Here is a 21,448-nt window from a genome sequence, read left to right on the forward strand (position 1 = left end):
TATAAAAGATCAACGCGATTGGCTAGTGAACAGCTGCCGGAAGCCTGACTGAAGCCGTTGTGCCCGAGTACTCGCCGCTGGTGAAATAGACGGAGCCTTCATGATGCTGAATAATCGAGAATGTCACGGTAAGCCCGAGCCCGGTGCCGTTCGTTTTCAGCGTATAATACGGTTTGCCGAGTTTCTGCAGTTCTTCATCGGACATGCCGATTCCGTTATCCGTAATCTGAATGAGAATCATCTCTTCCTGTTTTTGGACGGAGACCTCGATTCGGCCGTTTTCAGAGGGCACGGCTTCAATACTGTTTTTAATCAGATTAATGAAGGCCTGTTTCAGTTTTTTTACATCGCCGAACACATATAAATCAGGCTCGCTTTGAACAGTCACGGTCACCGATTTAAAATTGGCATAAGACTCCATTAAGGAACCTGTTTCCTTTACGAGCAGAGAAATATCAAACTTTTCTTTTTCATAGTCATCCTGCTTCGCCATATCAAGATAATTCGTAATGATCGTCTGAGCCCGGTCGAGTTCGGACAGCACAAGTTTCTGATATCCGGAGTGGGATTTGTCCTGAAGCTGCTCGCCGCTGAACAGCAGCTGCACAAAACCTCTGACGACCGTAAGCGGATTGCGGACTTCATGGGCGACGCTTGCCGCAAGCTCGCTGACGACGGCCATTTTTTCTGAGTTAATCAGCCTTGCCCGCATGGACGCATTCTCATCGATGATCTCAATCAAATAAATGCACAGCAAAAGGGCGCTGACTTGAAAAAAAACGGATACTGCCGCCTCATAATAAACGGAAGATAGATTTTGAAAATTGAAAATATTGGTCGCGGAATAGATGAAGACAGATGCGGTTAATAAGGCGGTTTCAGTGCAGCCGATGAGAAGAGCGAAAAGCAGTTTCTTCCGCTTTGAGAAAAAAGGCCATTTCGTTTGGAGCTGGATAGGGATGATGATTAAAAAAGGAATTAAGGATAAGAAAAAAAGAGCGGAAGGTTCAAACCATATGAGCTGAAAAAAAACGGATGCCGCCCCTGCGGCAAGTCCTGCTGCGGTACCGGAATAAAGCAGGCAGACGATAATGGGAATCAGCTGCAAACCGTAACGGACGGAATGAAGCTCCTGAATGGGAAAAGCCGTACATAATAATGAAGATGACGCTGCAAATACGGCGACCAGCAGGCGGTTCGCTCTCGGTACAAGCAAATCGGGCTTGCTGAGCCAGAAGACTTGATAAAGAAAAATAGGGAATAAAATAAAAGAGAAGTGAAGCAGGTAATCCTTTACAATCTCCATTTATGCGAAATCCTTTCCTATGTAAATATGAATCTATTATAACATCTTTACCGGCAAAAAAAGTATATATTTCTCTAAAGCGAACGCCCTTATCTCGTCTGATAAAGGCGTTCTTTCCGCTGCTAAGCGAGCGCTGCTTTCATTCTCTCAAGCCCTTCTTTTACGGCGGCGGCTGAACAGCCGACATTAAGTCTCATAAATCCTTCGCCGCCCGGTCCGTATTTCGTTCCCGGCTCTAATATGATTTTCCCTTTTTTGAGCATTCTTTCTTTGAGCTCGGCATCCGAAAATCCGTATCCGCTGAAATCCATCCAGATCAAATAGGAAGCGTCAGGTTTCATCATGCGGACTTTCGGCAATTCTTTTCTTAAAAAGTCCTCAGCCAATTTCATATTCCCTTCAATGTAAGGAATCAGCGCGTCAAGCCAAGGGCCTCCCTTTGTATAAGCCGCTTCGATTGCTGCAACCGCAAATGTGTTGAGGCTGGAAATCCCGTTCTGATGCAATGCGGCGGAGAATTTCGCCCGCTTATAACGGTCGGGAATGATAATGGCGGATGCCTGAATGCCGGCAATATTAAACGTCTTGCTCGGCGCGACACAAGTAACGGAAATCCGCGCAAACTCCTCAGACAGAGAAGCAAAAGGCGTATGCGGCTTTCCGTACAGCATCAAGTCGGAATGTATCTCGTCAGAAACGACGGTGACGTTATGGGCGGCGCACAGCGATCCGAGCTTCATAAGCTCATCCCGGCTCCACGCTCTGCCGGACGGATTGTGGGGATTACAAAGAATCATCAGCTTGACCTCAGAATCGTTCAGCTTTTTCTCAAGATCCTCAAAATCCATGCAGTAGACGCCGTTTTCTTCCCGTAATGGGTTATGTAAAACCTGCCGTTTGTTTTCCTTGATCATCTGATAAAAAGGCGTATACACCGGTGATTGAATCAACACCTGATCGCCCGGTTCGGTAAAGGCTTGTACTGCCATGCTGATTGCCGTGACAACTCCGGGACTGAACGTGATGCTTGCGGGATCGGGCCGGTAGCCGTGCCGTGTCTCAAGCCATGAAGCGACAGCTTCTCTTGTGTTTTCGTCAGGAGACGTATAACCGAATATGCCGTGGTCAAGGCGGGCTTTTAAGGCGTCAGTGACCGCTTCGGGAGCGCGGAAATCCATATCGGCAACCCACATCGGAAGTGCATCCGATACGCCGAATAACGCTTCCGCCTTGTCCCATTTCACCGATTGTGTGCCAAGACGGTTTTCTCGAAGATCAAAGTTCATGTATGTCACTCCTGTAGTATCATTATTTTGCACAGCGTATCTATGATAAAATAGATTTGCAAACTTTATTATAAGCGGTGATGAAAATGGAAGAAAGCCAAGCGGTCATGGAAATGATGAAAATCATTGCCAAGTGGGACCCGTTTAAATATGGAGAAGATTTTTATGAGACAGAAGCCGTCGACATCGTTCAGGCCGTCTACAGTGAAGACCGTGCCGACAAGCTGGCAGCAGCCATTCAGGATATCTTTGAAGCTTCATTTGAGCAAAAGCTTCCGATCGAAGGCTGCCAAAAGGCCGCCGAGCAGCTTTTGTTCATAAAAGAAAGCAGCTCCTGCACCCCTTGAAAACCGGCGGTTCCCGCCGGTTTTTTTATTGAATAAATTCAAAAATCCGCTCTGAAACAAACTCCGGGCGCTCTTCGGGTACGAGGTGTCCCGTATCTTTGAGTGAATACAGAATGGAATCCGGCAGGTCGTCATGAAGCCGTTTTCCGACTGAGACCGGAACGACCCGGTCTTCTTCTCCCCATATTAAAAGAGCGGGGTTTTGCACTTTCTTCAAATCCTCGGGCTCTAAATCGCCCTCCCTGTGTCTGATGAACCTTGTCATCGCTTTGAAAATCTGGCGGTCTGTAAATGGTTTTTCGTAACCGTCAATCATTTCCTGATCGATAAGCGTCCGGTCGTGAACGACATTTAACAGGTTTTTCAGCACACCGTCTTTTGAAAGCCAATACTTAAGATACAGGTCAAAACAAGGGAGGTGCGTCCCGAATATAATCGACGGGTGCGAGCGCTTTAAATACCCCGAGCTGCACAGCAGGACGATTTTTGAAAAAAGCTCGGGTCTGAGAAGAGACGCGGATAAGGAAATCTGGCCGCCCATCGAATGGCCGATGAGTGCGGCCCGGCTGATACCGAGCTTTTCCAGAAGTCCGATCAGAAGCTTGGCGAGGTTTGCGTAAGTATATACGAAAGTCCGTGACTTTTCCGATTGCCCGAAAGGAGGCAGGTCAACGGCGATAATATCATAATGGTTTCTGAGCAGCGGGATCAGTTTTCTGAAGCTGAATGCCGAAGATAAAAAACCGTGTACGCAGACGAGTGTCTGTCTGCCGGGATTTTCATAATGCTCGTAATACAGCTCAACTCCGTCTATCGCGGCCCGTTTAATCGGTGAAACAGCTTCCATGAGAGCCTTCGCCGTCCTTTCTTTGTTGTAATGTAAAGGCTTTTTTGATTGTCAGATTTTAGCTCTGATTTCTTTCGGGTTTTTCTTAGCATTTGTCGAAAATCGTGATATAATGTCATGAAGATTTTTGATAATGCAAAGGTGTGAAACGTATGAAGCTGACCGAAAAAGAAACAGAAATATTAGAAATTTTAGACGAAAACAGCCGCGTTGATGCGGAAACGATCGCGAAAATGGCGAACATTCCCGCCGAAGAAGTCAAAAGCATCATTGAAAAGCTTGAAAAGGAAAAAGTCATCATTGATTATGCGGCGATGATCGACTGGCGCAAAGTCGACGGGCTGGAAGGCGTCACGGCGATGATTGACGTAAAAGTCACTCCGAAACGAAATGTCGGCTTTGATGAAGTCGCTGAACGGATATACAGATTCCAGGAAGTTGAATCAGTGTACCTGATGTCAGGGGTGTATGACTTATCTGTCGTTATTCGCGGCAACACGATGTCAGACGTGGCAAGCTTCGTGTCTGAAAAATTGTCCACCCTTGAGTCTGTCGTTTCCACGACAACGCACTTTATCCTGAAAAAATATAAGCATGACGGCAAAGTCTTTGAAAGCGGAGACGATGACAAAAGAATCGTGGTGTCTCCGTAAATGGAAACGAAGACTTCTTATTTATCTGACTACGTGCAGCAGATTAAACCGTCAGGCATCCGCAAATTCTTTGATCTGGCTGCTACGATGGAAGGCGTCATTTCATTGGGAGTGGGAGAGCCTGACTTTGTGACGGCCTGGAACGTGAGGGAAGCGAGTATTCTTTCTTTAGAACAGGGTTATACGGCCTATACGGCAAATGCGGGTCTTTATGAACTGAGAGAAGAAATCAGCCGCTATTTAGATCAGCGGTTCGGGCTGAGTTATTCGCCTGACAGTGAACTGATCGTTACGGTAGGGGCAAGCCAGGCGCTTGATCTCGCTGTCCGCGCTATTATGAATCCCGGAGAGGAAATGTTAATTCCCGAACCGTGTTTTGTCGCATATGAATCACTCGTGACCCTGACGGGGGCGAAGCCGGTGCCGATTCAGACTGTAGCTGCAAAAGGTTTCAAAGCATCAGCAGCCGATTTTGAAGCGGCCCTGACGGACAAAACAAAAGCGCTGCTTCTATGCTCGCCGTCAAATCCGACTGGTTCCGTCTATTCGAAAGAAGAGCTTGAATCCATCGCTGCTTTCGCTGAAAAACACGACTTGATCGTGCTTGCCGATGAAATTTATGCCGAACTGACATATGATGAGCCATTCACGAGCATGGGGGCCATCCGCGGCATGAAGGAGCGGACGATTTTGATTTCAGGTTTCTCCAAAGCATTTGCCATGACGGGGTGGAGACTCGGATTTACGGCGGCGCCTCCCGTGATCAGGGATGCCATGCTCAAAATTCATCAGCACGCGATGATGTGTGCGCCTTCCATGGCTCAGTACGCGGCGCTTGAAGGGCTGAAAAACGGTCAGGAAGACGTCGAAAGAATGAAAAAAAGCTACCGGAGACGCCGAAACCTGATTGTGGAAACATTGAACGAGATCGGACTCGGCTGCCACCACCCCGGCGGAGCGTTTTACGCCTTTCCTTCCATTCAATCGACCGGCATGAGTTCAGAAGAATTCGCGGAACAGCTGCTCATTGAAGAAAAAGTAGCCGTCGTTCCGGGGAATGTATTCGGCCCGAGCGGCGAAGGCTACATCAGATGTTCCTATGCGACATCCATTGAGCAGATTCAGGAAGCGCTCGTCAGAATCAAACGGTTTGTTGAAAAAAGGGCATAAAAAAAGATACGAACCCGGTTCGCATCCAAATAAAAGGGGGGAATACTAGAAAGCCTTCGTAATCATAGTATACCCCCTTTATCTGTGCTTAAACATGATCATGTAAAAAAGTTCTCTTTGCGAAAAACAAACTTGTATGATATAATTTTAAATTGCGTATAATCTGTATTTAATTTAACTTAGGAGTTGTTATGAATGGCAGCAAAATTTGAAGTGGGCAGTGTTTACACTGGTAAAGTAACAGGATTACAAGCGTATGGTGCGTTTGTTGCATTAGATGAAGAAACTCAAGGACTTGTTCACATTTCTGAAGTCACTCACGGTTTCGTAAAAGACATTAATGAACACCTTTCTATCGGTGACGAAGTACAAGTAAAAGTACTTGCAGTTGACGAAGAAAAAGGCAAAATCAGCCTTTCTATCCGTGCGACTCAAGCGGCGCCTGAAAGAAAAGAAAGCAAACCAAGAAAACCGAAAGCGGCACAAGTTTCTGAAGAAACATCTGCTCCGCAAGGTTTCAACACATTGAAAGATAAGCTTGAAGAGTGGATCGAACAGTCCAACCGCAAAGACCTTATCAAAAAATAACCATCAAAAAAAGCACCGGATATGTATGTTCGGTGCTTTTTTTATGTTTATCTGACTTCCGGATTTGCCGCTTCCTCGCGGGATGTTTCTTCGTTCGGCTTAAACAGCAGGCCGAGATTGATCAGACCGGCGATGCCGACAAGACCGTAAATAATCCGCGACAGAGCTGATCCTTGGCCGCCGAAGATGGCTGCTACTAAATCAAATTGGAAAAATCCGATCAGTCCCCAGTTAATAGCGCCGATAATCGTTAATACGAGACAGATACGCTGAATAACACTCATGTAAACAACCTCCTCTATAAATTCGTGAAACAGTTATAGATTGTGACAAAGCAAAGAATCTATGCATACTACATTCTCCGCCGTGTAAATCACACACTGTCTCAAGCTGTACAAGTGCCTTTCCCGGGAAACCGCTGTCTGTAAACCGTGTGATGTGCCGTCAAAAAAGCGGATTGCTTTACATTGAACGTCAACTTTCTGCATAATATAAATCCAAAGGAGGAGATGTCATGCAAAACTTTACATATTGGAATCCGACCAAATTGATTTTCGGAAAGGGAGAGGTCGAAAAACTTCCTGAAGAAATCAAGCCGTACGGAAAGAACGTACTGCTCGTATACGGAGGCGGCAGCATTAAGCGCAGCGGTCTTTATGATCAAGTAACCGACCTGCTGAAAAAAGCAGGAGTTACCGTACATGAATTAGCAGGCGTAGAGCCGAATCCGCGTGTCTCAACGGTGAACAAAGGTGTTGCGATCTGTAAAGAAAACAGCATCGATTTCTTATTGGCCGTCGGCGGCGGAAGTGTCATTGACTGCACGAAAGCCATCGCGGCGGGCGCTAAATATGACGGCGACGCGTGGGATATCGTCACGAAAAAACACCAGCCGAAAGAAGCGCTGCCGTTCGGAACAGTGCTGACACTTGCGGCGACCGGTTCAGAGATGAACTCCGGATCAGTCATCACAAACTGGGAGACACAAGAGAAATATGGATGGGGGAGCCCGCTCGTTTACCCTAAATTCTCTATTCTCGATCCGGTAAACACCTTTACCGTTCCGAAAGACCACACCATTTACGGCATGGTCGATATGATGAGCCATGTGTTTGAACAATATTTCCACCACACGTCAAACACGCCGTATCAGGACCGGATGTGTGAATCGCTTCTGCGCACGGTGATTGAAACAGCGCCGAAGCTGATCAATGATCTGGAGAACTACGAGCTTCGTGAGACGATTTTATATACAGGCACGATCGCATTAAACGGAATGCTGTCAATGGGCGCAAGAGGGGATTGGGCCACACACAACATCGAGCATGCGGTATCAGCGGTTTACGATATACCGCACGCCGGAGGTTTAGCGATTCTGTTCCCGAACTGGATGAGACATGTGCTCAAAGAAAATCCGGCCCGCTTTAAACAGCTTGCCGTCCGTGTTTTCGATATTGACGAGACAGGCAAATCAGATGAAGAGATCGCACTTGAAGGAATCAGCAGGCTGTCTGATTTCTGGACGAGTCTCGGCGCTCCGAACAGACTCGCTGATTATGATATTTCTGATGAGAAGCTGGATACGATTGCAGATAAAGCGATGGCAAACGGAGCATTCGGACAGTTCAAGTCACTGCAGAAAGAAGATGTGCTTGCGATACTGAAAGCATCATTGTAATAACATAAAGGGGCGGCCGGATTGGCAGCTCCTTTTTTTCTGTGTTATAGTAATTCCCTTACGATTTTTTTGGAGGTCATGATAAATGGAGAACTTTACGTACTACAATCCGACGAAACTGATTTTCGGAAAAGGTCAAATCGACCAATTGAAAAAAGAGCTGAAGCAATACGGGAAAAACGTGCTGCTTGTTTACGGAGGCGGCAGCATTAAGCGAAACGGCCTGTATGACCAAGTAACAGGCATCTTAAAAGAAGAAGGCGCAGCCGTTCATGAGCTTGCGGGCGTTGAACCGAACCCGCGTCTGGAAACGGTAAATAAAGGAATTGAGATGTGCAGACAGCATGAGATTGATTTCCTTCTCGCAGTCGGCGGCGGAAGTGTCATCGACTGTACAAAAGCGATTGCGGCCGGTGCGAAATATGACGGCGACGCATGGGACATTTACAGCAAAAAAGTAACGGCGCAGGACGCGCTCCCGTTCGGCACGGTGCTGACGCTTGCGGCGACAGGCTCTGAAATGAACCCTGATTCCGTTATCACAAATTGGGAAACAAACGAAAAATTCGTATGGGGCAGCAATGTCACTCATCCGCGTTTCTCCATTTTAGATCCAGAGAATACTTTCAGCGTTCCGGAAAACCAAACCGTATACGGCATGGTGGATATGATGAGCCACGTATTTGAACAATACTTCCACAATGTTGAAAACACGCCGCTTCAGGACAGAATGTGTTTTGCGGTCCTTCAGACGGTAATTGAAACAGCGCCGAAACTTTTGGAAGACCTTGAGAACTATAAGCACCGCGAAACGATTTTATACGCGGGTACGATCGCATTAAACGGCACGCTGCAAATGGGCTATTTCGGCGATTGGGCTTCCCATACGATGGAGCACGCCGTATCAGCGGTTTATGACATCCCTCACGCAGGAGGACTTGCGATTCTGTTCCCGAACTGGATGAGATACACGCTTGATACGAATGTAGACCGTTTTAAAAACCTCATGCTTAATATGTTTGACATTGATACTGAAGGCAAAACGGATAAAGAAATTGCGCTTGAAGGAATCGATAAATTGTCCGCATTCTGGACAAGCCTCGGCGCACCGTCCCGCCTTGCGGATTATGACATCGGCGAAGACAAGCTTGAGCTGATCGCAGACATCGCCGCAAAAGAAATGGAATACGGCGGATTCGGCAATTTCCAAAAACTGAACAAAGATGACGTACTTGCCATCTTAAAGGCGTCACTGTAAGATCACATTCCAGGCCGGAGTGGTTTTCAAGCTGCAGATGTAACCGTTTTGGGAGTCCCTCTTTCCGGATTTTCTATTAGTTCATTAGGAGCAAGTGAAACACCCTTTGCCATGAGACAACTATGGAAATCGTTTCATCCGTATCACATGATGCGGATTTGACTCCCTGTTTCTGTACATTTAGCAGAAAAGGACCAATTAACTTTGCGATTGCCTGTCATCTATTTACACGAAATCTAAATCATGAAGATAAAGAGCCGCGAATTTAAAAAAGGGGCGCTGATTCAATCAGCGCTCCTTTTTATGCATTTTGTGTACTAAGGTCCCGCTGCGCCCCCATATAGCTTCCCATTAAGTTTTGATAACCGGGAAGATGACTGGAGATTAATGCGCCAAAACCTTCAACGTCGTTGCGCCAATCACGCTGTAACTCGCATGCTGCGCTGAACCAGTTCATCAGCTGCGCGCCGCCATGAGCCATACGGGTTAACGAAGCATCTGCTACTTGCTTATTAAACGTCCCCGAAGCATCTGTCACAACAAACACTTCGTAACCTGCTTTAATGGCAGAAAGCGCAGGAAAAGCAACGCAGACGTCTGTTACCACCCCCGCGATAATCAGCTGTTTTTTGCCGGTCGCTTCAATGGCTTTAACAAAGTCTTCATTGTCCCATGCGTTAATTTGTCCGGGACGGGCTATTTTTGGCGCATCAGGAAAGAGATCAGCGAGTTCTTGCATGAGCGGTCCGTTGGGTCCATTTTCAAAGCTGGTTGTTAAAATAACCGGTAAATCAAAGAATTTAGCCGTATCACCGAGAGCCAATACATTGTTTTTAAATTCATCAACGCCATAGTCACGCACGAGACCGGAAATAAGGCCGGTTTGATGGTCAACTAAAAGCACGGCAGCATCATCTTTTGAAAGACGGGAATAAAGATCAGACATTTTATCATCCTCCTTGAATTAAGGCAAGTCAGTTTGTCAATGGAAAACGGTAAATCTATTCATATGCTGTATAGATAGAAAGTTATTTCTGAGGTGACTTTTCGTGAGGGTGATGATCCTTCAATTAATCCGGAACGGGAACCGGAGCATGATCAATCCAATGGATGAACTGTTGTAAATAGCGTTGAAGATAACGTTTTGTTTGTTCATCCGTAAGTATGTTTTGAGCGGAATCAATTTTCTCATGGACTTGCGAAATCAGCATTTTTTGAAAGGGCAGAACATTGACTTGCATAGCTTCGAGTACTTCTCTCATTTGCATTTGACCAAAGGAGGTGCCGAACCCTCCGGGGGTTGCGCCGATTAAGCCAACCGGTTTTCTGTTTAAAACAGAAGAGGTCCGCGGTCTCGATGCCCAGTCCAATGCATTTTTAAATCCCGGAATTGTATTCTGGACTTACAATGATGACGCCGTCAACGTCTTGTAAATCAGCTCTAAAGGATGTTACGGAGTCTGGTGCTCCTGCAATTTCTAAATCTTCGTTAAAAAAAGGAAGACTGTCTATTTCAACCCAGCGAAATTGAGCCGCATTATCGAAGTCAATCAATGATTGAGCAATCACTCGATTATACGAGTTTTTTCGTAAACTTCCACAAATAAGACCAATGGTTTTAGTCATAAAATCACCTCCCGATTTAAAATTATTTTCATCTTAACATGATACCCCAAATATAGACACTATTTTTAAAAATGGACATTTATTCCTTGATATACCTGCACGGCATCCTCTCAAGAGGAGTACTATATAAAAAGAACCGTCCCATCGGTATTGGCGATGGATGTCAACCTGCTCCAAAGTAAAGGTGATACGTTCCTGGATCACCAACATTCGATTCGTTACTTCTTTCACGATTATTACAAATATAACTATTTCGAATCCGGGATATTGTATAAAAAATGAACGCATCTTTAGCGCAAATCCCGTATTCATCATGCCTTCTTCATGACTTGATTTAGCGGGTGAGTTCATATAAAGTGAAAGAGAAAACAATTCACCGTGATGGAGGGACAAGCAAATGACGCATGTACGCTTTGATTACTCAAGAGCGTTACCTTTTTTCAATGAACATGAACTTACATACGCACGTGATTTCGTAAAAACGGCACACCATAATATCCATGAAAAAACAGGCGCCGGAAGCGACTTTTTAGGCTGGGTGGACCTCCCTGAAAACTATGATAAAGAAGAATTCGCGCGCATTAAAAAAAGCGCTGAAAAAATCAAATCAGATTCTGACGTGCTTCTCGTCGTGGGTATCGGCGGTTCATACTTAGGCGCCCGCGCGGCGATTGAAGCGCTCAATCATTCTTTCTATAATGTTTTGCCGAAAGATAAGCGCAAAAACCCTCAAGTTATCTTTATCGGCAATAATATCAGCTCAACTTATATGAAAGATGTTATGGATCTTTTGGAAGACGCTGATTTCTCTATCAATGTCATTTCTAAGTCAGGCACGACGACGGAACCTGCAATCGCTTTCCGGATTTTCCGCAAACTTCTTGAAGAAAAATACGGAAAAGAAGAAGCGAAAGCGCGGATTTACGCGACAACAGATAAAGAGCGCGGCGCTTTAAAAACGCTTTCTAATGAAGAAGGCTTCGAATCATTCGTTATTCCTGATGATGTCGGCGGACGTTTCTCCGTTCTGACTGCGGTAGGCCTTCTGCCGATTGCGGTAAGCGGGGCTGATATCGATGAAATGATGAAAGGCGCTCTTGATGCAAGCAAAGACTTTTCCAGCTCGGAATTAGAAGAGAACGCGGCTTACCAATACGCCGTCGTCCGCAACGTTCTGTATAATAAAGGAAGAACCATTGAAATGCTCATCAACTATGAGCCTGCGCTGCAATACTTTGCGGAATGGTGGAAGCAGCTCTTCGGCGAAAGTGAAGGAAAAGATGAAAAAGGCATCTATCCTTCTTCCGCTAACTTCTCAACTGACCTTCACTCTCTCGGTCAATACGTGCAGGAAGGCAGACGCGATCTGTTTGAAACCGTGTTGAACGTTGAAAAACCGAAGCATGAGCTGACAATTGAAGAAGCGGAAAATGATCTCGACGGCTTAAATTACTTAGCCGGCAAAACGGTCGATTTCGTCAACAAAAAAGCGTTTGAAGGCACGATGCTTGCCCATACAGACGGAAAAGTGCCTAACTTAATTGTCAATATTCCGGAGCTTAACGCATATACATTTGGATATCTCGTCTATTTCTTTGAAAAAGCGGTGGCGATGAGCGGTTATCTGCTCGGAGTCAACCCGTTTGATCAGCCGGGTGTTGAAGCCTATAAGGTGAATATGTTCGCGCTTCTCGGCAAACCGGGCTTTGAAGAGAAAAAAGCAGAGCTTGAAAAACGCCTTGAAAAATAAAAAGAAGGGCTGGCCCTCAGCATGACGGGTCAGCCTTTTTTAAACCGTGAAAGGTGTGATGATGAATTGATGCGGCTTTTATGTAAGCATGTCTTCATTTCCGTCTGTTCCGCCGCTATCGTCTATTCGGCACTAAAACTGTCTCCTGAATCCCTCTTGCAAACCATCCTGTTTTTCGCTTTTCCTCTCGGCTTGTTTACGGACATGGTCCGGCTGAAACTGAAGGTTGGCCGGATGCATACGCTGATCACGAAGTGCTGTCTCTATGCCGCCGTTTTCTATATTTCAACGGAAGCCGTTCTCTCCGCAATTGTGACGTATGTTCTGATTGAATGCGCCGTTACCTCTTTTCAGCGTCTGTCTGCCGCTCCCGGTTCTTCCCGGACGCCGTATGAAGATACCGCAGAGCGGGGACGCTAAAGACAAAAAGGAGCATATGCACATGATCAGCATACCATCTTCACTTGAAGGGCAATCGTTTTTACTCCGCGAATTGGAACAGGTGATGAAACCGATCGGTTATACCATCGGAGGCGGCTGGGAGTATGACCGCGGGTTCTTTGATTACAAAATTTCCGATCAGGACGGCTATTTATTTCTCCGTATCCCTGTTGAAGCAAATAAGGGACACCTGGATGAACGGGGGGCCGCCGTTACAATCGGCACACCCTTTTTGCTCAGGCACGTTTATCAGCAGGAAACGGATGATGCAGCAGGCGGCGGTGTTTTTGAGTCATTATTCAACCAATTCTCCGAGCCGAAACGGCGGGATGCGGCAATTGACCGCTCATATACAGATATCGGCATCTCGCTTGTGAAAGAGCTGGAAGACGTCCTGCTGCATTAAAGAGCCAAAAACAGATCAGTATCGAGCACCTGGTATGACAGGGGAGGGGTCAGCATCGGCCCCTCTTCTTTTTGTATGCCGATGATCGTGGTATTCCGTCTGAGATAATAGAGCGCGCAGTCATGATAAGATGAGCCCTTTAGTTCCTCGGGGACGGGAATGATGCGCACCTTTTTCTCCAGCGTCAGATCTGACAGCGTTTGCGGTTTGGCAAGCTGCAGCTTGACCCGGTAATGCTCAAACATCACCCGGCTCGACAGGCGTGATGTGCACAGAATCTTATTGGCTCCTGCGCGCTCGGCGTTTTTGACATACCGTTCCGTTAAAATTTCTACGATACAATAAACAGACGGATGCAGCCCTTTGATGGCGAGAAGCGTTAATACCGACAGCATATCAGCTTCGGATTCATTTTTCTGCTGGTCCGCTGTCAGAATGACGGTATCAGCTTCCGTAATATTCGCCTTATTGAGCGTGCTGTCATCAGCGGCATGTCCGCGGATGAAATGGACGTTTTCAATAAGCGGCCCTTCCCTTAATGAATCATCAATCAGGACGACAGTTTTTGACGGTGCGATGTGCTGCAGCTCTTTCAGCAGCATATGCGATTTTTCATTCCATCCGATAAGAATGACGTGCCCCTTGCCTTTAAAGGCGACCTTCCCTTCAACATAGCGGTGCTGTTTGCTGAATACGGCTGAAGAAAGCGTGGCGAAATAGGCGGTCACAAAACTCGCTCCGCTTAATACAAGCACCATGCCGGCAATCTGCCCGAGCGGCGTCTGCGGAACGTAATCGCCGTAGCCGACTGTGGCCACCGTAATCACCGCCCACCAAACCCCTTCAAACACAGACGTGAACTGCTTCGGTTCGAGCATGTATATGAGTTGGCCGAACAATAAAATCAAGGCGATAATGATCAGCCCGATCCGAACATATAACGGCCATCTCAGCCAGGAAATAAAAATACGGTTTGATTTCATTCGTCCGGCTCTTCTTTCGACAGAGAGATGGATAAAATCTGCTTAATAATGGTGTTTAGTTTTTCGTCCAGCTGTTCCTGGCCGTATGAGTCACGCGCATGTCTGATTAAATCGGCCGTCTCATCTTCAAACTGAATGAGAGGTTCGTCGTTTTCCGATTCATTATAGAGCTGGATGAAGGCGTCAAGCCCTTCGTTCATTCTGTCTATCGCATTGCTCAGCTGTTCTTTCTCGCCATTTGTCACTTTCATGTCGATCACACCTGTATCTTTTTTTATACAGTATGTCCCAGTTCGTTTGATGTCTTTCAAAAATCACCGAAAACATATTCACCCTTATTTTTTCATATGATAAAGAAAGCGGACCGAAAAAGGGTGAGTCAAATGACGGTCATTCAAAAACTGCTGGCGGCGCTGGCCGGAGCGCAGCTGCTCGCTTCGGCGGCCGTATTGCTTATTTTCGATTTGAATGGATACAATCACATGTCCGGCGGATTTTCATGGCTTGTTTTTGCAAAAGAGACCGCAGGCACGTTTCCGTTTTACATCGGAATGGCCGGGTGTATCCTCATCATGCTCGGAGGATTGATTCCTGTCAGAAAAAAGAAGCGGATTTCTGTACAGGAAAGCGGGCAATCATTAAAATAATATATAAGCAGATCGTACGATATAAGAGAAAAAGGAAGAGGATAATATGCTGTTTATCTTTTTAACAATTGCTGCATTGGGATTGTCGTTTTGGGCACAATTTAAAGTGAAAAGCAATTTTCAGAAATACTCAGTCGTGGAAGCCTCCAGTCAGCGGACGGGGGCGGAAACGGCAAGACGGATTCTTGATATTAACGGTTTATATGATGTGCCGGTAGAACCGGTAAGAGGCACTTTAACAGACCATTACGACCCGACGGAGCGGGTGGTGCGTTTATCTGAGCCGGTATATTACGGCCGCTCCATTTCCGCCATTTCCGTCGCTTCTCATGAAGTCGGACATGCTTTGCAGCATCAGGAATCATACGGCGCGCTTGTGCTGAGGCACAAAATTTTTCCGGTCGTCAATTTTGCCTCCGGGGTTGCCCCTCTGCTTTTCTTGGGCGGGATGCTCCTGGGCAGCTTGAACTTAATCGGACTCGGCATTATTTTGTTTTCGGCCGCTGTTTTTTTCCAGCTTGTCACACTGCCTGTCGAGTTTAATGCCAGCGCGAGGGCGAAGCGGATTATCGTGTCGGAAGGATTCATTCGCAACAGTGAAGAACACGGCGTGAATAAAGTGCTAAACGCCGCCGCGCTGACGTATGTGGCTGCGGCGCTCGTTTCATTATTCGAGCTGCTTCGTTTTGTGATGATTTTCTTAAATGGTCGTGATGAGAATTAACACGAAGGAGGTGGCCCCTTACCGTTTGCGGTAGGGGTTTTTTTGCTTATATTAAAACTGATTCTCATTATGCTGTTAATCGGATTAACGGCCATCTTTGTCGCTGCGGAATTTGCGATTGTCAAAATCCGCGGTTCAAAAATCGCGGAGCTGGTTGAAACCGGAGACAGCCGGGCGCTCGCGGCGCACAGGGTGATTTCAAATCTCGATGAATATTTATCAGCGTGCCAGCTCGGCATTACGATTACGGCGCTCGGACTCGGCTGGCTCGGTGAACCGACGATTCAGCGGCTTCTTCATCCTGTTTTCAGCCTGATCGGAATGCCGTCATCTATTACGCACGTCGTCACGTTTATTGCGGCGTTTATCGCCGTCACGTATCTGCACGTCGTCATCGGAGAGCTTGCGCCGAAAACGATATCCATTCAAAAAGCCGAAGCCGTCAGTCTGTGGACGGCGAAACCGCTCATTCTGTTTTATAAAGTGATGTATCCGTTTATTAAGCTGTTAAACGGCTCAGCCGGATTTTTGGTCAAGCTGTTCGGTTTTCATTCGGTGAAAGAACATGAGGTCGTGGTCAGTGAAGAAGAATTGCGGCTGATTTTGTCCGAAAGCTATAAAAAAGGTCAAATCAATCAATCTGAATTCCGTTACGTCAATAAAATATTTGAATTCGATAATCGGGTCGCCAGAGAAATCATGGTGCCGCGCACCGAAATCGCCGCCATCTCGCTTGAACAGTCAGTTGATGAAGCCATACATTTGATCATCAACGAACGGTATACGCGATATCCGGTTATTAAGGAAGACAAAGATCACATTCTCGGCATTATTAACAATAAGGATTTATTTAAAGCGTATTTTCTCGGCCGCTCCATTGAATTAAAAGAAATTATGCGTCCGGTCATCAGAGTCATTGAAAGCATCCCCGTTCAGGAGCTTTTGATCCGCATGCAGAAGGAGCGGATTCATATGGCGATTCTCGTTGACGAATACGGCGGCACGGCGGGACTTGTGACCGTCGAAGACATATTGGAGGAAATCGTCGGGGAAATCCGTGATGAATATGACCAGGATGAAATGCCCCACATCGTCAAAAAAGGCGAACACCATTATGTGATGGACGGCAAGGCGCTCATAGAAGAGGTGAATGATCTCCTTGATATCGCCATCGAAAATGAAGACATTGACACAATTGCCGGCTGGCTCTTAACACAAAAAATGGAGCTGAAAAATGGTGATGTGTTTCATGCCGAAGGGTGTGAATTTAAGGTGCTGGAAGCGGAAGACCATCATATCCGCTTCGTTGAAATTAAAAAAACTGATTTCTGAGCCTCCTGCTTTTGCAATGAGGCTTTTTTTATGGAAAAAATGCTTCTTCGTCCCGCTCCTTCATATGCTGTAAAGAAAGGAGTGTCGGTATGAAAACGGATTGGTGGAAAACGGCGGCCGTCTATCAAATTTATCCCCGAAGCTTTATGGATTCGAACGGGGACGGAATCGGCGATATTAACGGCATCAGAGCAAAGCTTCATTACATAAAAGAGTTGGGGGCGGATGTGATTTGGCTTTGTCCCGTTTTTGACTCGCCGGGCGCGGACAACGGCTACGATATTCGAAATTATAAACAAATTGCCGGCGAATTCGGGACGATGGAGGATTTTGACCGGCTCCTTGCGGATGTCCATGCGCTCGGCATGAAGCTGATTATAGACCTCGTCATTAACCATACAAGCGATGAGCACCCTTGGTTTATCGAATCACGCTCAGCGAAAGATTCCGAAAAACGGGACTGGTACATCTGGAGAGACGGAAAAAACGGCAAAGAGCCGAACAATTGGGAAAGCATTTTCGGCGGATCGGCGTGGGAATATGATCAAGAGACCGGCCAGTATTACCTGCACCTGTTTGACAAAAAACAGCCTGATTTAAATTGGGAAAACGAAGCGATGAGGCAGTCCGTTTATGAGATGGTCCGCTGGTGGCTTGATAAAGGCATAGACGGCTTCCGGGTGGATGCCATTTCTCACATTAAGAAAAAAGAAGGGCTCCCTGACATGCCGAACCCGGACGGTCTCCCGTACGTCCCGTCTTTCCCGTATCATATGAATGGGGAAGGCATAATGGATCTCTTAAAAGAGCTGAAGCGGGAAACATTTTCTCGCTATCCGATCATGACGGTCGGCGAGGCGAACGGAGTGGCGGCTTGGGAGGCGGCTGATTGGGCCGGTGAAGAAAACGGCGTCTTTCAAATGATTTTTCAATTTGAACATCTCGGCCTCTGGGATACGGAAGATGATCAAAGCATCTCCATTCCGGCGCTTAAGCGCGTCTTGTCCGACTGGCAGAACAGCCTTGAAGGAAAGGGCTGGAATGCGTTATTTATGGAGAACCATGATCAGCCCCGTTCCGTTTCGGTATGGGGTGACGAACGGTTTTTGACAGAAAGCGCCAAGGCACTCGCCGCGATGTATATGCTGATGAAAGGCACGCCGTTTATTTACCAGGGGCAGGAGCTCGGAATGACCAATGTTTCGTTCCCATCCATTGAAGATTATGATGACGCCGCAATTAAATATCTGTATGAAAAAGAGACGTCCCGCGGCGTTCCGCATGAACAAGTGATGAAGATCATCTGGAAGAAGGGCCGGGATAATTCACGGACACCGATGCAATGGAGCGATGAGGCGAACGGCGGGTTTTCTGATGTTTCTCCGTGGCTCGGAGTGAATCCGAATCACACATGGCTGAACGCCGCATCACAATTGCAGGATGAAACATCCGTATACCATTTCTACAAACGGCTGCTCGCCCTCAGAAAAGAACACGGCGTATTGATCAGCGGCACATATGAATTGCTGCTTCCGAATGACCGGCAGATTTATGCCTATCTAAGAAAAAACGGAACAAAAACCGCCCTGATCATCACAAATCTGTCCCGAACCCCCGCTTTATACAGGCATCCCGGTTATCCGCTTGACTCCGATTCTCTCGTGCTTGCAAACGCGGAAACAGAAGCGCACCGCCATGTGACATCCTTTCTGTTAAAGCCTTATGAGGCCCGCGTGTATATATGGTGAAAAACTTCAGTCCCGAGGCTGAAGTTTTTTGTGATCTGCGTTTATCATCGCGATCCGACAGGAAAAGACAAATACAGAAACGAATATGGGAAAGGAAGAGAAAAAGAAAGGAGGCATTCATATGCTGAAAAAATTGCAGATTCAAACAAACAAAAGGGATGAAATGATCGACATCACACATGAAGCCGAATCGTTTCTCCGCGAAACAGGCGTAAAAAACGGTTTGGCGCTCATATACTGTCCCCATACCACCGCCGGCATTACCATCAATGAAAATGCCGACCCGGATGTGAAGAGGGATATGCTCAGAAGGTTTGATGAAATGTATCCGTGGGAGCACGAACTGGACCGGCATATGGAGGGAAATACGGCGGCACATATGAAAGCGAGTACAACCGGCGCCTCTCAGCATGTCATCATAGAAGACGGGCGCCTGATACTCGGAACATGGCAGGGCGTTTATTTTTGCGAATTTGACGGTCCGCGAAACAGAACATGTTATATCAAAATACAGGCTGAAACGGAGGAAAACAAATGAGTGAGTGGATGGGTCCATTATCATTAACAAAGCCCGTCATTCAGGCCCCGATGGCCGGCGGGCTGGTCACGCCGCGTCTGGCTTCGGCGGTATCAAATGAAGGGGCGCTCGGAAGCCTCGCTTCAGGATACGTCAGCCCGCAAGCGCTTGAAAAACAGCTTATCGAGATGAAAGAGCTGACGGACCGCTCCTTTCAAGTAAATCTTTTCGTCCCGGAAGAAAGACAGATGCCTGAGGCGGAACTCGTTGAAAAATGGAAAGCCCGCATCCCGAGGGCAAAAGACGCCAAGCCGTTCTCTGATCTGAAAGAAGAATGGAATGATTTCGAGGAAAAAGCGGAGCTTCTGATCCGTTACGGAGTCAAAGCGTGTTCATTCACCTTCGGCCTGCCGCCGGAAGAAACGGCGGAAAAGCTGAAGAAAAGCGGTTGTTTCCTTTTCGGCACGGCGACAACGCCGGAGGAAGCGAAGGCTTTTGAAGAACGGGGAATGGACGCCGTTATCCTTCAGGGAATAGAAGCCGGCGGGCATCGCGGGTCGTTTCTGCCGGTTAAAGGAGAACCGGCTCTCGGCCTTATGGCGCTGATTCCGCAGGCTAAAGACGCGCTGGATATCCCGGTGATTGCGGCAGGCGGCATTTTTGACCGCCGCGGGGTGCAGGCGGCCCGATGTTTGGGTGCGGACGGCGTTCAAGTAGGAACACCGTTTCTCCTTTGTGAAGAAAGCAGCGCCTCACCGGCATACCAAAAAGCCATTGCCGAATCAAAAGGAGCCGATACGCGGCTGACCACCCTGTTTTCGGGAAAACAGGCGCGGGGAATCGTGAATCAGTTCATGAAAACATATGAAGCTGATGAGGGAAAAACGCTGCCTTATCCGCTGCATAATACGCTGACAAAGCCGATGCGCGGGCACGCGGCTCAATCAGGAGACGCGGAGTATATGTCTTTATGGGCCGGCCAGTCCGCCGCGAAACTTGAAGGGCCGACAGACGTGAAAACCGTTTTGGACGGATTGTGCGAATCATAATCCAGAAATCGTGAGGTGATGGATGATGAAGATTCTTCAAATGTCCTATAAAAAAAGAGGGATTATTGAGTTTGTCTTTGAAGATTTTCCGCATTCCAAAGTCACCATGGCGCCGATTAAAGGGTATTACTTTGTCCGCGCCATTAAATGGAGCAGACGGGACAGAGCCGTCACCCGCCATGATTTAGAGAAGTTTGAATGGGCTGCAAACCAAGCGCTCGGCACGACGGCTTTTTACCGGAAAAGAAAAGCATTTCACATCCCATCGTCACAATGACAGACGATGGGATTGTTTTAATGCATGATCTGATAAAGCGCGGGTGCATCAAGCCTTGTTGCCTGGTTAAGCAGATAAGCCGGCTGCACGGCATTTTTTTTTCTTAAAGAATTCAATCTCTGGATGATTTGTTCAGCGGTCAGAATCCCGAGACCATGGGCGAAATATTGATCATTCCCCATCACAATGACATTTTCTCCCCGCCACTGAGCCTTTGCAGGGTTAAAATCAGGATTTTTAAAATATAAACAATCTCCCCGTAAAAAGTGGCTGCCGGTTTCCGTGTAGATCGGCAGGTGCTCATAGTGCCAGTCATACAAAGTGATATCCCGGAAACGCCGGTTAAACCGTTCTTCACCGATTGTCTTTAAGACGGCCAGATAATAAATCACAACAATGGCGGTAGCGCATTCAAATGCGTAAAACGCCCCGTTTTCAATAATGTCCCGAATCGCTTTTGAAGCGGGAATCCTGTACTTCAGCTCCAGGGCTCCTTCCGGCGTCAGTCTCCAATAAGCCGTATTTCCGTATGTTTTGGCGAAAGTTGCAAATTTCACACCTGATCCGTGCAGTTCTCTTGCGGCTTCCACAATATGGCGGCGCAGCCGCACCTCGAACATCAGTTCAGCAATCGACCCGTAATCGAATTGTACGGGAGAATTGAGCAGGTCATTTATATACGGAACAAGGCTTTCTTCCGTCTGCCAGTTCGCGATGTCCTGAGGCCGAAGCACTTGGCCGGATATGATAATCATCTGCGCGCCCCCTATCTTTTTTTATAAGATATGCAGGAAGCTTGGGCAATGAAAATCAAG

At 47.0% G+C, this 21,448-nt stretch carries 24 protein-coding genes and 1 pseudogene; 16 read left to right on the forward strand and 9 right to left on the reverse strand.

The window, feature by feature from the left end; all coding sequences use genetic code 11:
• Positions 1-22: 22 nt before the first annotated feature.
• Both ACWJJX_RS09790 and ACWJJX_RS09795 read right to left on the reverse strand, forming a co-directional pair.
• Complete coding sequence (locus ACWJJX_RS09790) at positions 23-1,306, reverse strand: ATP-binding protein (RefSeq protein ID WP_454022942.1); 1,284 nt, start codon at positions 1,304-1,306, stop codon at positions 23-25.
• Positions 1,307-1,428: 122 nt separating this feature from the next.
• The gene (locus tag ACWJJX_RS09795; RefSeq protein ID WP_266121865.1) at positions 1,429-2,592 is read right to left on the reverse strand and encodes a MalY/PatB family protein; all 1,164 of its coding nucleotides are present in this window, start codon (positions 2,590-2,592) and stop codon (positions 1,429-1,431) included.
• 86 nt (positions 2,593-2,678) lie between these two features.
• Here ACWJJX_RS09795 and ACWJJX_RS09800 point away from each other — a divergent pair, with 86 nt between their 5' ends.
• On the forward strand, positions 2,679-2,939 hold the full coding sequence (locus ACWJJX_RS09800; protein ID WP_003152094.1) for a DUF1871 family protein: 261 nt from the start codon (positions 2,679-2,681) through the stop codon (positions 2,937-2,939).
• A gap of 25 nt (positions 2,940-2,964) precedes the next feature.
• Here the strand turns inward: ACWJJX_RS09800 and ACWJJX_RS09805 are convergent, their stop codons facing one another.
• A complete protein-coding gene (locus ACWJJX_RS09805) occupies positions 2,965-3,786 on the reverse strand; it encodes an alpha/beta fold hydrolase (protein ID WP_003152096.1) in 822 nt (273 codons plus the stop codon).
• A gap of 152 nt (positions 3,787-3,938) precedes the next feature.
• On the opposite strand from ACWJJX_RS09805, the gene ACWJJX_RS09810 reads away from it, so the two are divergent.
• The 3 genes from ACWJJX_RS09810 to yugI all read left to right on the forward strand — a co-directional run bounded on the left by ACWJJX_RS09810 (position 3,939) and on the right by yugI (position 6,197).
• Positions 3,939-4,439 (forward strand): Lrp/AsnC family transcriptional regulator, encoded by a 501-nt coding sequence (locus tag ACWJJX_RS09810; RefSeq protein ID WP_003152098.1) that lies wholly within the window; start codon positions 3,939-3,941, stop codon positions 4,437-4,439.
• The gene (locus ACWJJX_RS09815) at positions 4,440-5,609 is read left to right on the forward strand and encodes an aminotransferase (RefSeq protein WP_003152100.1); all 1,170 of its coding nucleotides are present in this window, start codon (positions 4,440-4,442) and stop codon (positions 5,607-5,609) included. It abuts the gene before it with no gap.
• A 195-nt stretch (positions 5,610-5,804) separates the two neighbouring features.
• Positions 5,805-6,197, forward strand: coding sequence for a S1 domain-containing post-transcriptional regulator GSP13 (gene yugI / locus ACWJJX_RS09820; protein ID WP_003152102.1), 393 nt, complete (start codon positions 5,805-5,807; stop codon positions 6,195-6,197).
• Positions 6,198-6,244: 47 nt separating this feature from the next.
• Here the strand turns inward: yugI and ACWJJX_RS09825 are convergent, their stop codons facing one another.
• Positions 6,245-6,481, reverse strand: coding sequence for a DUF378 domain-containing protein (locus ACWJJX_RS09825; protein WP_003152104.1), 237 nt, complete (start codon positions 6,479-6,481; stop codon positions 6,245-6,247).
• A 230-nt stretch (positions 6,482-6,711) separates the two neighbouring features.
• Here ACWJJX_RS09825 and ACWJJX_RS09830 point away from each other — a divergent pair, with 230 nt between their 5' ends.
• Entirely contained in the window at positions 6,712-7,875 is a 1,164-nt protein-coding gene (locus ACWJJX_RS09830) for an iron-containing alcohol dehydrogenase (protein ID WP_326358872.1), read from the forward strand.
• Between the two features lie 85 nt (positions 7,876-7,960).
• Positions 7,961-9,133, forward strand: a complete 1,173-nt coding sequence (locus ACWJJX_RS09835; RefSeq protein WP_326362475.1) for an iron-containing alcohol dehydrogenase — start codon at positions 7,961-7,963, stop codon at positions 9,131-9,133.
• A 301-nt stretch (positions 9,134-9,434) separates the two neighbouring features.
• On the opposite strand, the gene ycaC is transcribed toward ACWJJX_RS09835, so the two are convergent.
• Positions 9,435-10,079, reverse strand: a complete 645-nt coding sequence (gene ycaC / locus ACWJJX_RS09840) for an isochorismate family cysteine hydrolase YcaC (protein ID WP_003152112.1) — start codon at positions 10,077-10,079, stop codon at positions 9,435-9,437.
• Positions 10,080-10,203: 124 nt separating this feature from the next.
• Positions 10,204-10,759: pseudogene (locus ACWJJX_RS09845) on the reverse strand (NADPH-dependent FMN reductase).
• A gap of 397 nt (positions 10,760-11,156) precedes the next feature.
• Here ACWJJX_RS09845 and ACWJJX_RS09850 point away from each other — a divergent pair.
• The 3 genes from ACWJJX_RS09850 to ACWJJX_RS09860 are packed head-to-tail and all read left to right on the forward strand — an operon-like array spanning position 11,157 to position 13,356.
• Entirely contained in the window at positions 11,157-12,509 is a 1,353-nt protein-coding gene (locus ACWJJX_RS09850; RefSeq protein ID WP_007408647.1) for a glucose-6-phosphate isomerase, read from the forward strand.
• Between the two features lie 21 nt (positions 12,510-12,530).
• Positions 12,531-12,929 (forward strand): transporter, encoded by a 399-nt coding sequence (locus ACWJJX_RS09855; protein ID WP_070082274.1) that lies wholly within the window; start codon positions 12,531-12,533, stop codon positions 12,927-12,929.
• A 22-nt stretch (positions 12,930-12,951) separates the two neighbouring features.
• Complete coding sequence (locus ACWJJX_RS09860; RefSeq protein WP_003152121.1) at positions 12,952-13,356, forward strand: YugN-like family protein; 405 nt, start codon at positions 12,952-12,954, stop codon at positions 13,354-13,356.
• Here ACWJJX_RS09860 and ACWJJX_RS09865 read toward each other — a convergent pair.
• Positions 13,353-14,339, reverse strand: a complete 987-nt coding sequence (locus tag ACWJJX_RS09865) for a potassium channel family protein (protein WP_024085731.1) — start codon at positions 14,337-14,339, stop codon at positions 13,353-13,355. The genes ACWJJX_RS09860 and ACWJJX_RS09865 overlap by 4 nt on opposite strands.
• A complete protein-coding gene (locus ACWJJX_RS09870; RefSeq protein ID WP_003152123.1) occupies positions 14,336-14,590 on the reverse strand; it encodes a protein mistic in 255 nt (84 codons plus the stop codon). Before ACWJJX_RS09870 ends, ACWJJX_RS09865 begins: the two co-directional genes overlap by 4 nt.
• 132 nt (positions 14,591-14,722) lie before the next feature.
• On the opposite strand from ACWJJX_RS09870, the gene ACWJJX_RS09875 reads away from it, so the two are divergent.
• The 7 genes from ACWJJX_RS09875 (at position 14,723) to ACWJJX_RS09905 (ending at position 20,633) form a co-directional block, all read left to right on the forward strand.
• On the forward strand, positions 14,723-14,986 hold the full coding sequence (locus tag ACWJJX_RS09875; RefSeq protein ID WP_014305698.1) for a hypothetical protein: 264 nt from the start codon (positions 14,723-14,725) through the stop codon (positions 14,984-14,986).
• 46 nt (positions 14,987-15,032) lie between these two features.
• Complete coding sequence (locus ACWJJX_RS09880) at positions 15,033-15,710, forward strand: zinc metallopeptidase (RefSeq protein ID WP_454022943.1); 678 nt, start codon at positions 15,033-15,035, stop codon at positions 15,708-15,710.
• A gap of 42 nt (positions 15,711-15,752) precedes the next feature.
• The gene (locus ACWJJX_RS09885) at positions 15,753-17,042 is read left to right on the forward strand and encodes a hemolysin family protein (RefSeq protein WP_007408640.1); all 1,290 of its coding nucleotides are present in this window, start codon (positions 15,753-15,755) and stop codon (positions 17,040-17,042) included.
• An 89-nt stretch (positions 17,043-17,131) separates the two neighbouring features.
• Positions 17,132-18,790, forward strand: a complete 1,659-nt coding sequence (locus ACWJJX_RS09890; RefSeq protein WP_454022944.1) for a glycoside hydrolase family 13 protein — start codon at positions 17,132-17,134, stop codon at positions 18,788-18,790.
• Positions 18,791-18,911: 121 nt separating this feature from the next.
• Entirely contained in the window at positions 18,912-19,328 is a 417-nt protein-coding gene (locus ACWJJX_RS09895) for a secondary thiamine-phosphate synthase enzyme YjbQ (protein WP_167860377.1), read from the forward strand.
• Positions 19,325-20,356, forward strand: a complete 1,032-nt coding sequence (locus tag ACWJJX_RS09900) for an NAD(P)H-dependent flavin oxidoreductase (protein WP_103526672.1) — start codon at positions 19,325-19,327, stop codon at positions 20,354-20,356. Before ACWJJX_RS09895 ends, ACWJJX_RS09900 begins: the two co-directional genes overlap by 4 nt.
• A gap of 25 nt (positions 20,357-20,381) precedes the next feature.
• Positions 20,382-20,633 (forward strand): hypothetical protein, encoded by a 252-nt coding sequence (locus ACWJJX_RS09905; RefSeq protein ID WP_070082269.1) that lies wholly within the window; start codon positions 20,382-20,384, stop codon positions 20,631-20,633.
• Positions 20,634-20,650: 17 nt separating this feature from the next.
• On the opposite strand, the gene ACWJJX_RS09910 is transcribed toward ACWJJX_RS09905, so the two are convergent.
• Positions 20,651-21,388, reverse strand: a complete 738-nt coding sequence (locus tag ACWJJX_RS09910; protein WP_043867366.1) for a protein-glutamine gamma-glutamyltransferase — start codon at positions 21,386-21,388, stop codon at positions 20,651-20,653.
• Positions 21,389-21,448 lie beyond the last annotated feature (60 nt).

It is taken from the genome of Bacillus sp. YH3-2-B2, from assembly GCF_053663335.1.

What these genes read in the sequence shown, in the direction of transcription:
- ACWJJX_RS09790 (WP_454022942.1), bottom strand. Translation starts at nt 1,306, where the DNA reads ATGGAGATTGTAAAGGATTACCTGCTTCACTTCTCTTTTATTTTATTC.
- ACWJJX_RS09795 (WP_266121865.1), bottom strand. Translation starts at nt 2,592, where the DNA reads ATGAACTTTGATCTTCGAGAAAACCGTCTTGGCACACAATCGGTGAAA.
- ACWJJX_RS09800 (WP_003152094.1), top strand. Translation starts at nt 2,679, where the DNA reads ATGGAAGAAAGCCAAGCGGTCATGGAAATGATGAAAATCATTGCCAAG.
- ACWJJX_RS09805 (WP_003152096.1), bottom strand. Translation starts at nt 3,786, where the DNA reads ATGGAAGCTGTTTCACCGATTAAACGGGCCGCGATAGACGGAGTTGAG.
- ACWJJX_RS09810 (WP_003152098.1), top strand. Translation starts at nt 3,939, where the DNA reads ATGAAGCTGACCGAAAAAGAAACAGAAATATTAGAAATTTTAGACGAA.
- ACWJJX_RS09815 (WP_003152100.1), top strand. Translation starts at nt 4,440, where the DNA reads ATGGAAACGAAGACTTCTTATTTATCTGACTACGTGCAGCAGATTAAA.
- yugI (WP_003152102.1), top strand. Translation starts at nt 5,805, where the DNA reads ATGGCAGCAAAATTTGAAGTGGGCAGTGTTTACACTGGTAAAGTAACA.
- ACWJJX_RS09825 (WP_003152104.1), bottom strand. Translation starts at nt 6,481, where the DNA reads ATGAGTGTTATTCAGCGTATCTGTCTCGTATTAACGATTATCGGCGCT.
- ACWJJX_RS09830 (WP_326358872.1), top strand. Translation starts at nt 6,712, where the DNA reads ATGCAAAACTTTACATATTGGAATCCGACCAAATTGATTTTCGGAAAG.
- ACWJJX_RS09835 (WP_326362475.1), top strand. Translation starts at nt 7,961, where the DNA reads ATGGAGAACTTTACGTACTACAATCCGACGAAACTGATTTTCGGAAAA.
- ycaC (WP_003152112.1), bottom strand. Translation starts at nt 10,079, where the DNA reads ATGTCTGATCTTTATTCCCGTCTTTCAAAAGATGATGCTGCCGTGCTT.
- ACWJJX_RS09850 (WP_007408647.1), top strand. Translation starts at nt 11,157, where the DNA reads ATGACGCATGTACGCTTTGATTACTCAAGAGCGTTACCTTTTTTCAAT.
- ACWJJX_RS09855 (WP_070082274.1), top strand. Translation starts at nt 12,531, where the DNA reads ATGACGGGTCAGCCTTTTTTAAACCGTGAAAGGTGTGATGATGAATTG.
- ACWJJX_RS09860 (WP_003152121.1), top strand. Translation starts at nt 12,952, where the DNA reads ATGATCAGCATACCATCTTCACTTGAAGGGCAATCGTTTTTACTCCGC.
- ACWJJX_RS09865 (WP_024085731.1), bottom strand. Translation starts at nt 14,339, where the DNA reads ATGAAATCAAACCGTATTTTTATTTCCTGGCTGAGATGGCCGTTATAT.
- ACWJJX_RS09870 (WP_003152123.1), bottom strand. Translation starts at nt 14,590, where the DNA reads ATGAAAGTGACAAATGGCGAGAAAGAACAGCTGAGCAATGCGATAGAC.
- ACWJJX_RS09875 (WP_014305698.1), top strand. Translation starts at nt 14,723, where the DNA reads ATGACGGTCATTCAAAAACTGCTGGCGGCGCTGGCCGGAGCGCAGCTG.
- ACWJJX_RS09880 (WP_454022943.1), top strand. Translation starts at nt 15,033, where the DNA reads ATGCTGTTTATCTTTTTAACAATTGCTGCATTGGGATTGTCGTTTTGG.
- ACWJJX_RS09890 (WP_454022944.1), top strand. Translation starts at nt 17,132, where the DNA reads ATGAAAACGGATTGGTGGAAAACGGCGGCCGTCTATCAAATTTATCCC.
- ACWJJX_RS09895 (WP_167860377.1), top strand. Translation starts at nt 18,912, where the DNA reads ATGCTGAAAAAATTGCAGATTCAAACAAACAAAAGGGATGAAATGATC.
- ACWJJX_RS09900 (WP_103526672.1), top strand. Translation starts at nt 19,325, where the DNA reads ATGAGTGAGTGGATGGGTCCATTATCATTAACAAAGCCCGTCATTCAG.
- ACWJJX_RS09905 (WP_070082269.1), top strand. Translation starts at nt 20,382, where the DNA reads ATGAAGATTCTTCAAATGTCCTATAAAAAAAGAGGGATTATTGAGTTT.
- ACWJJX_RS09910 (WP_043867366.1), bottom strand. Translation starts at nt 21,388, where the DNA reads ATGATTATCATATCCGGCCAAGTGCTTCGGCCTCAGGACATCGCGAAC.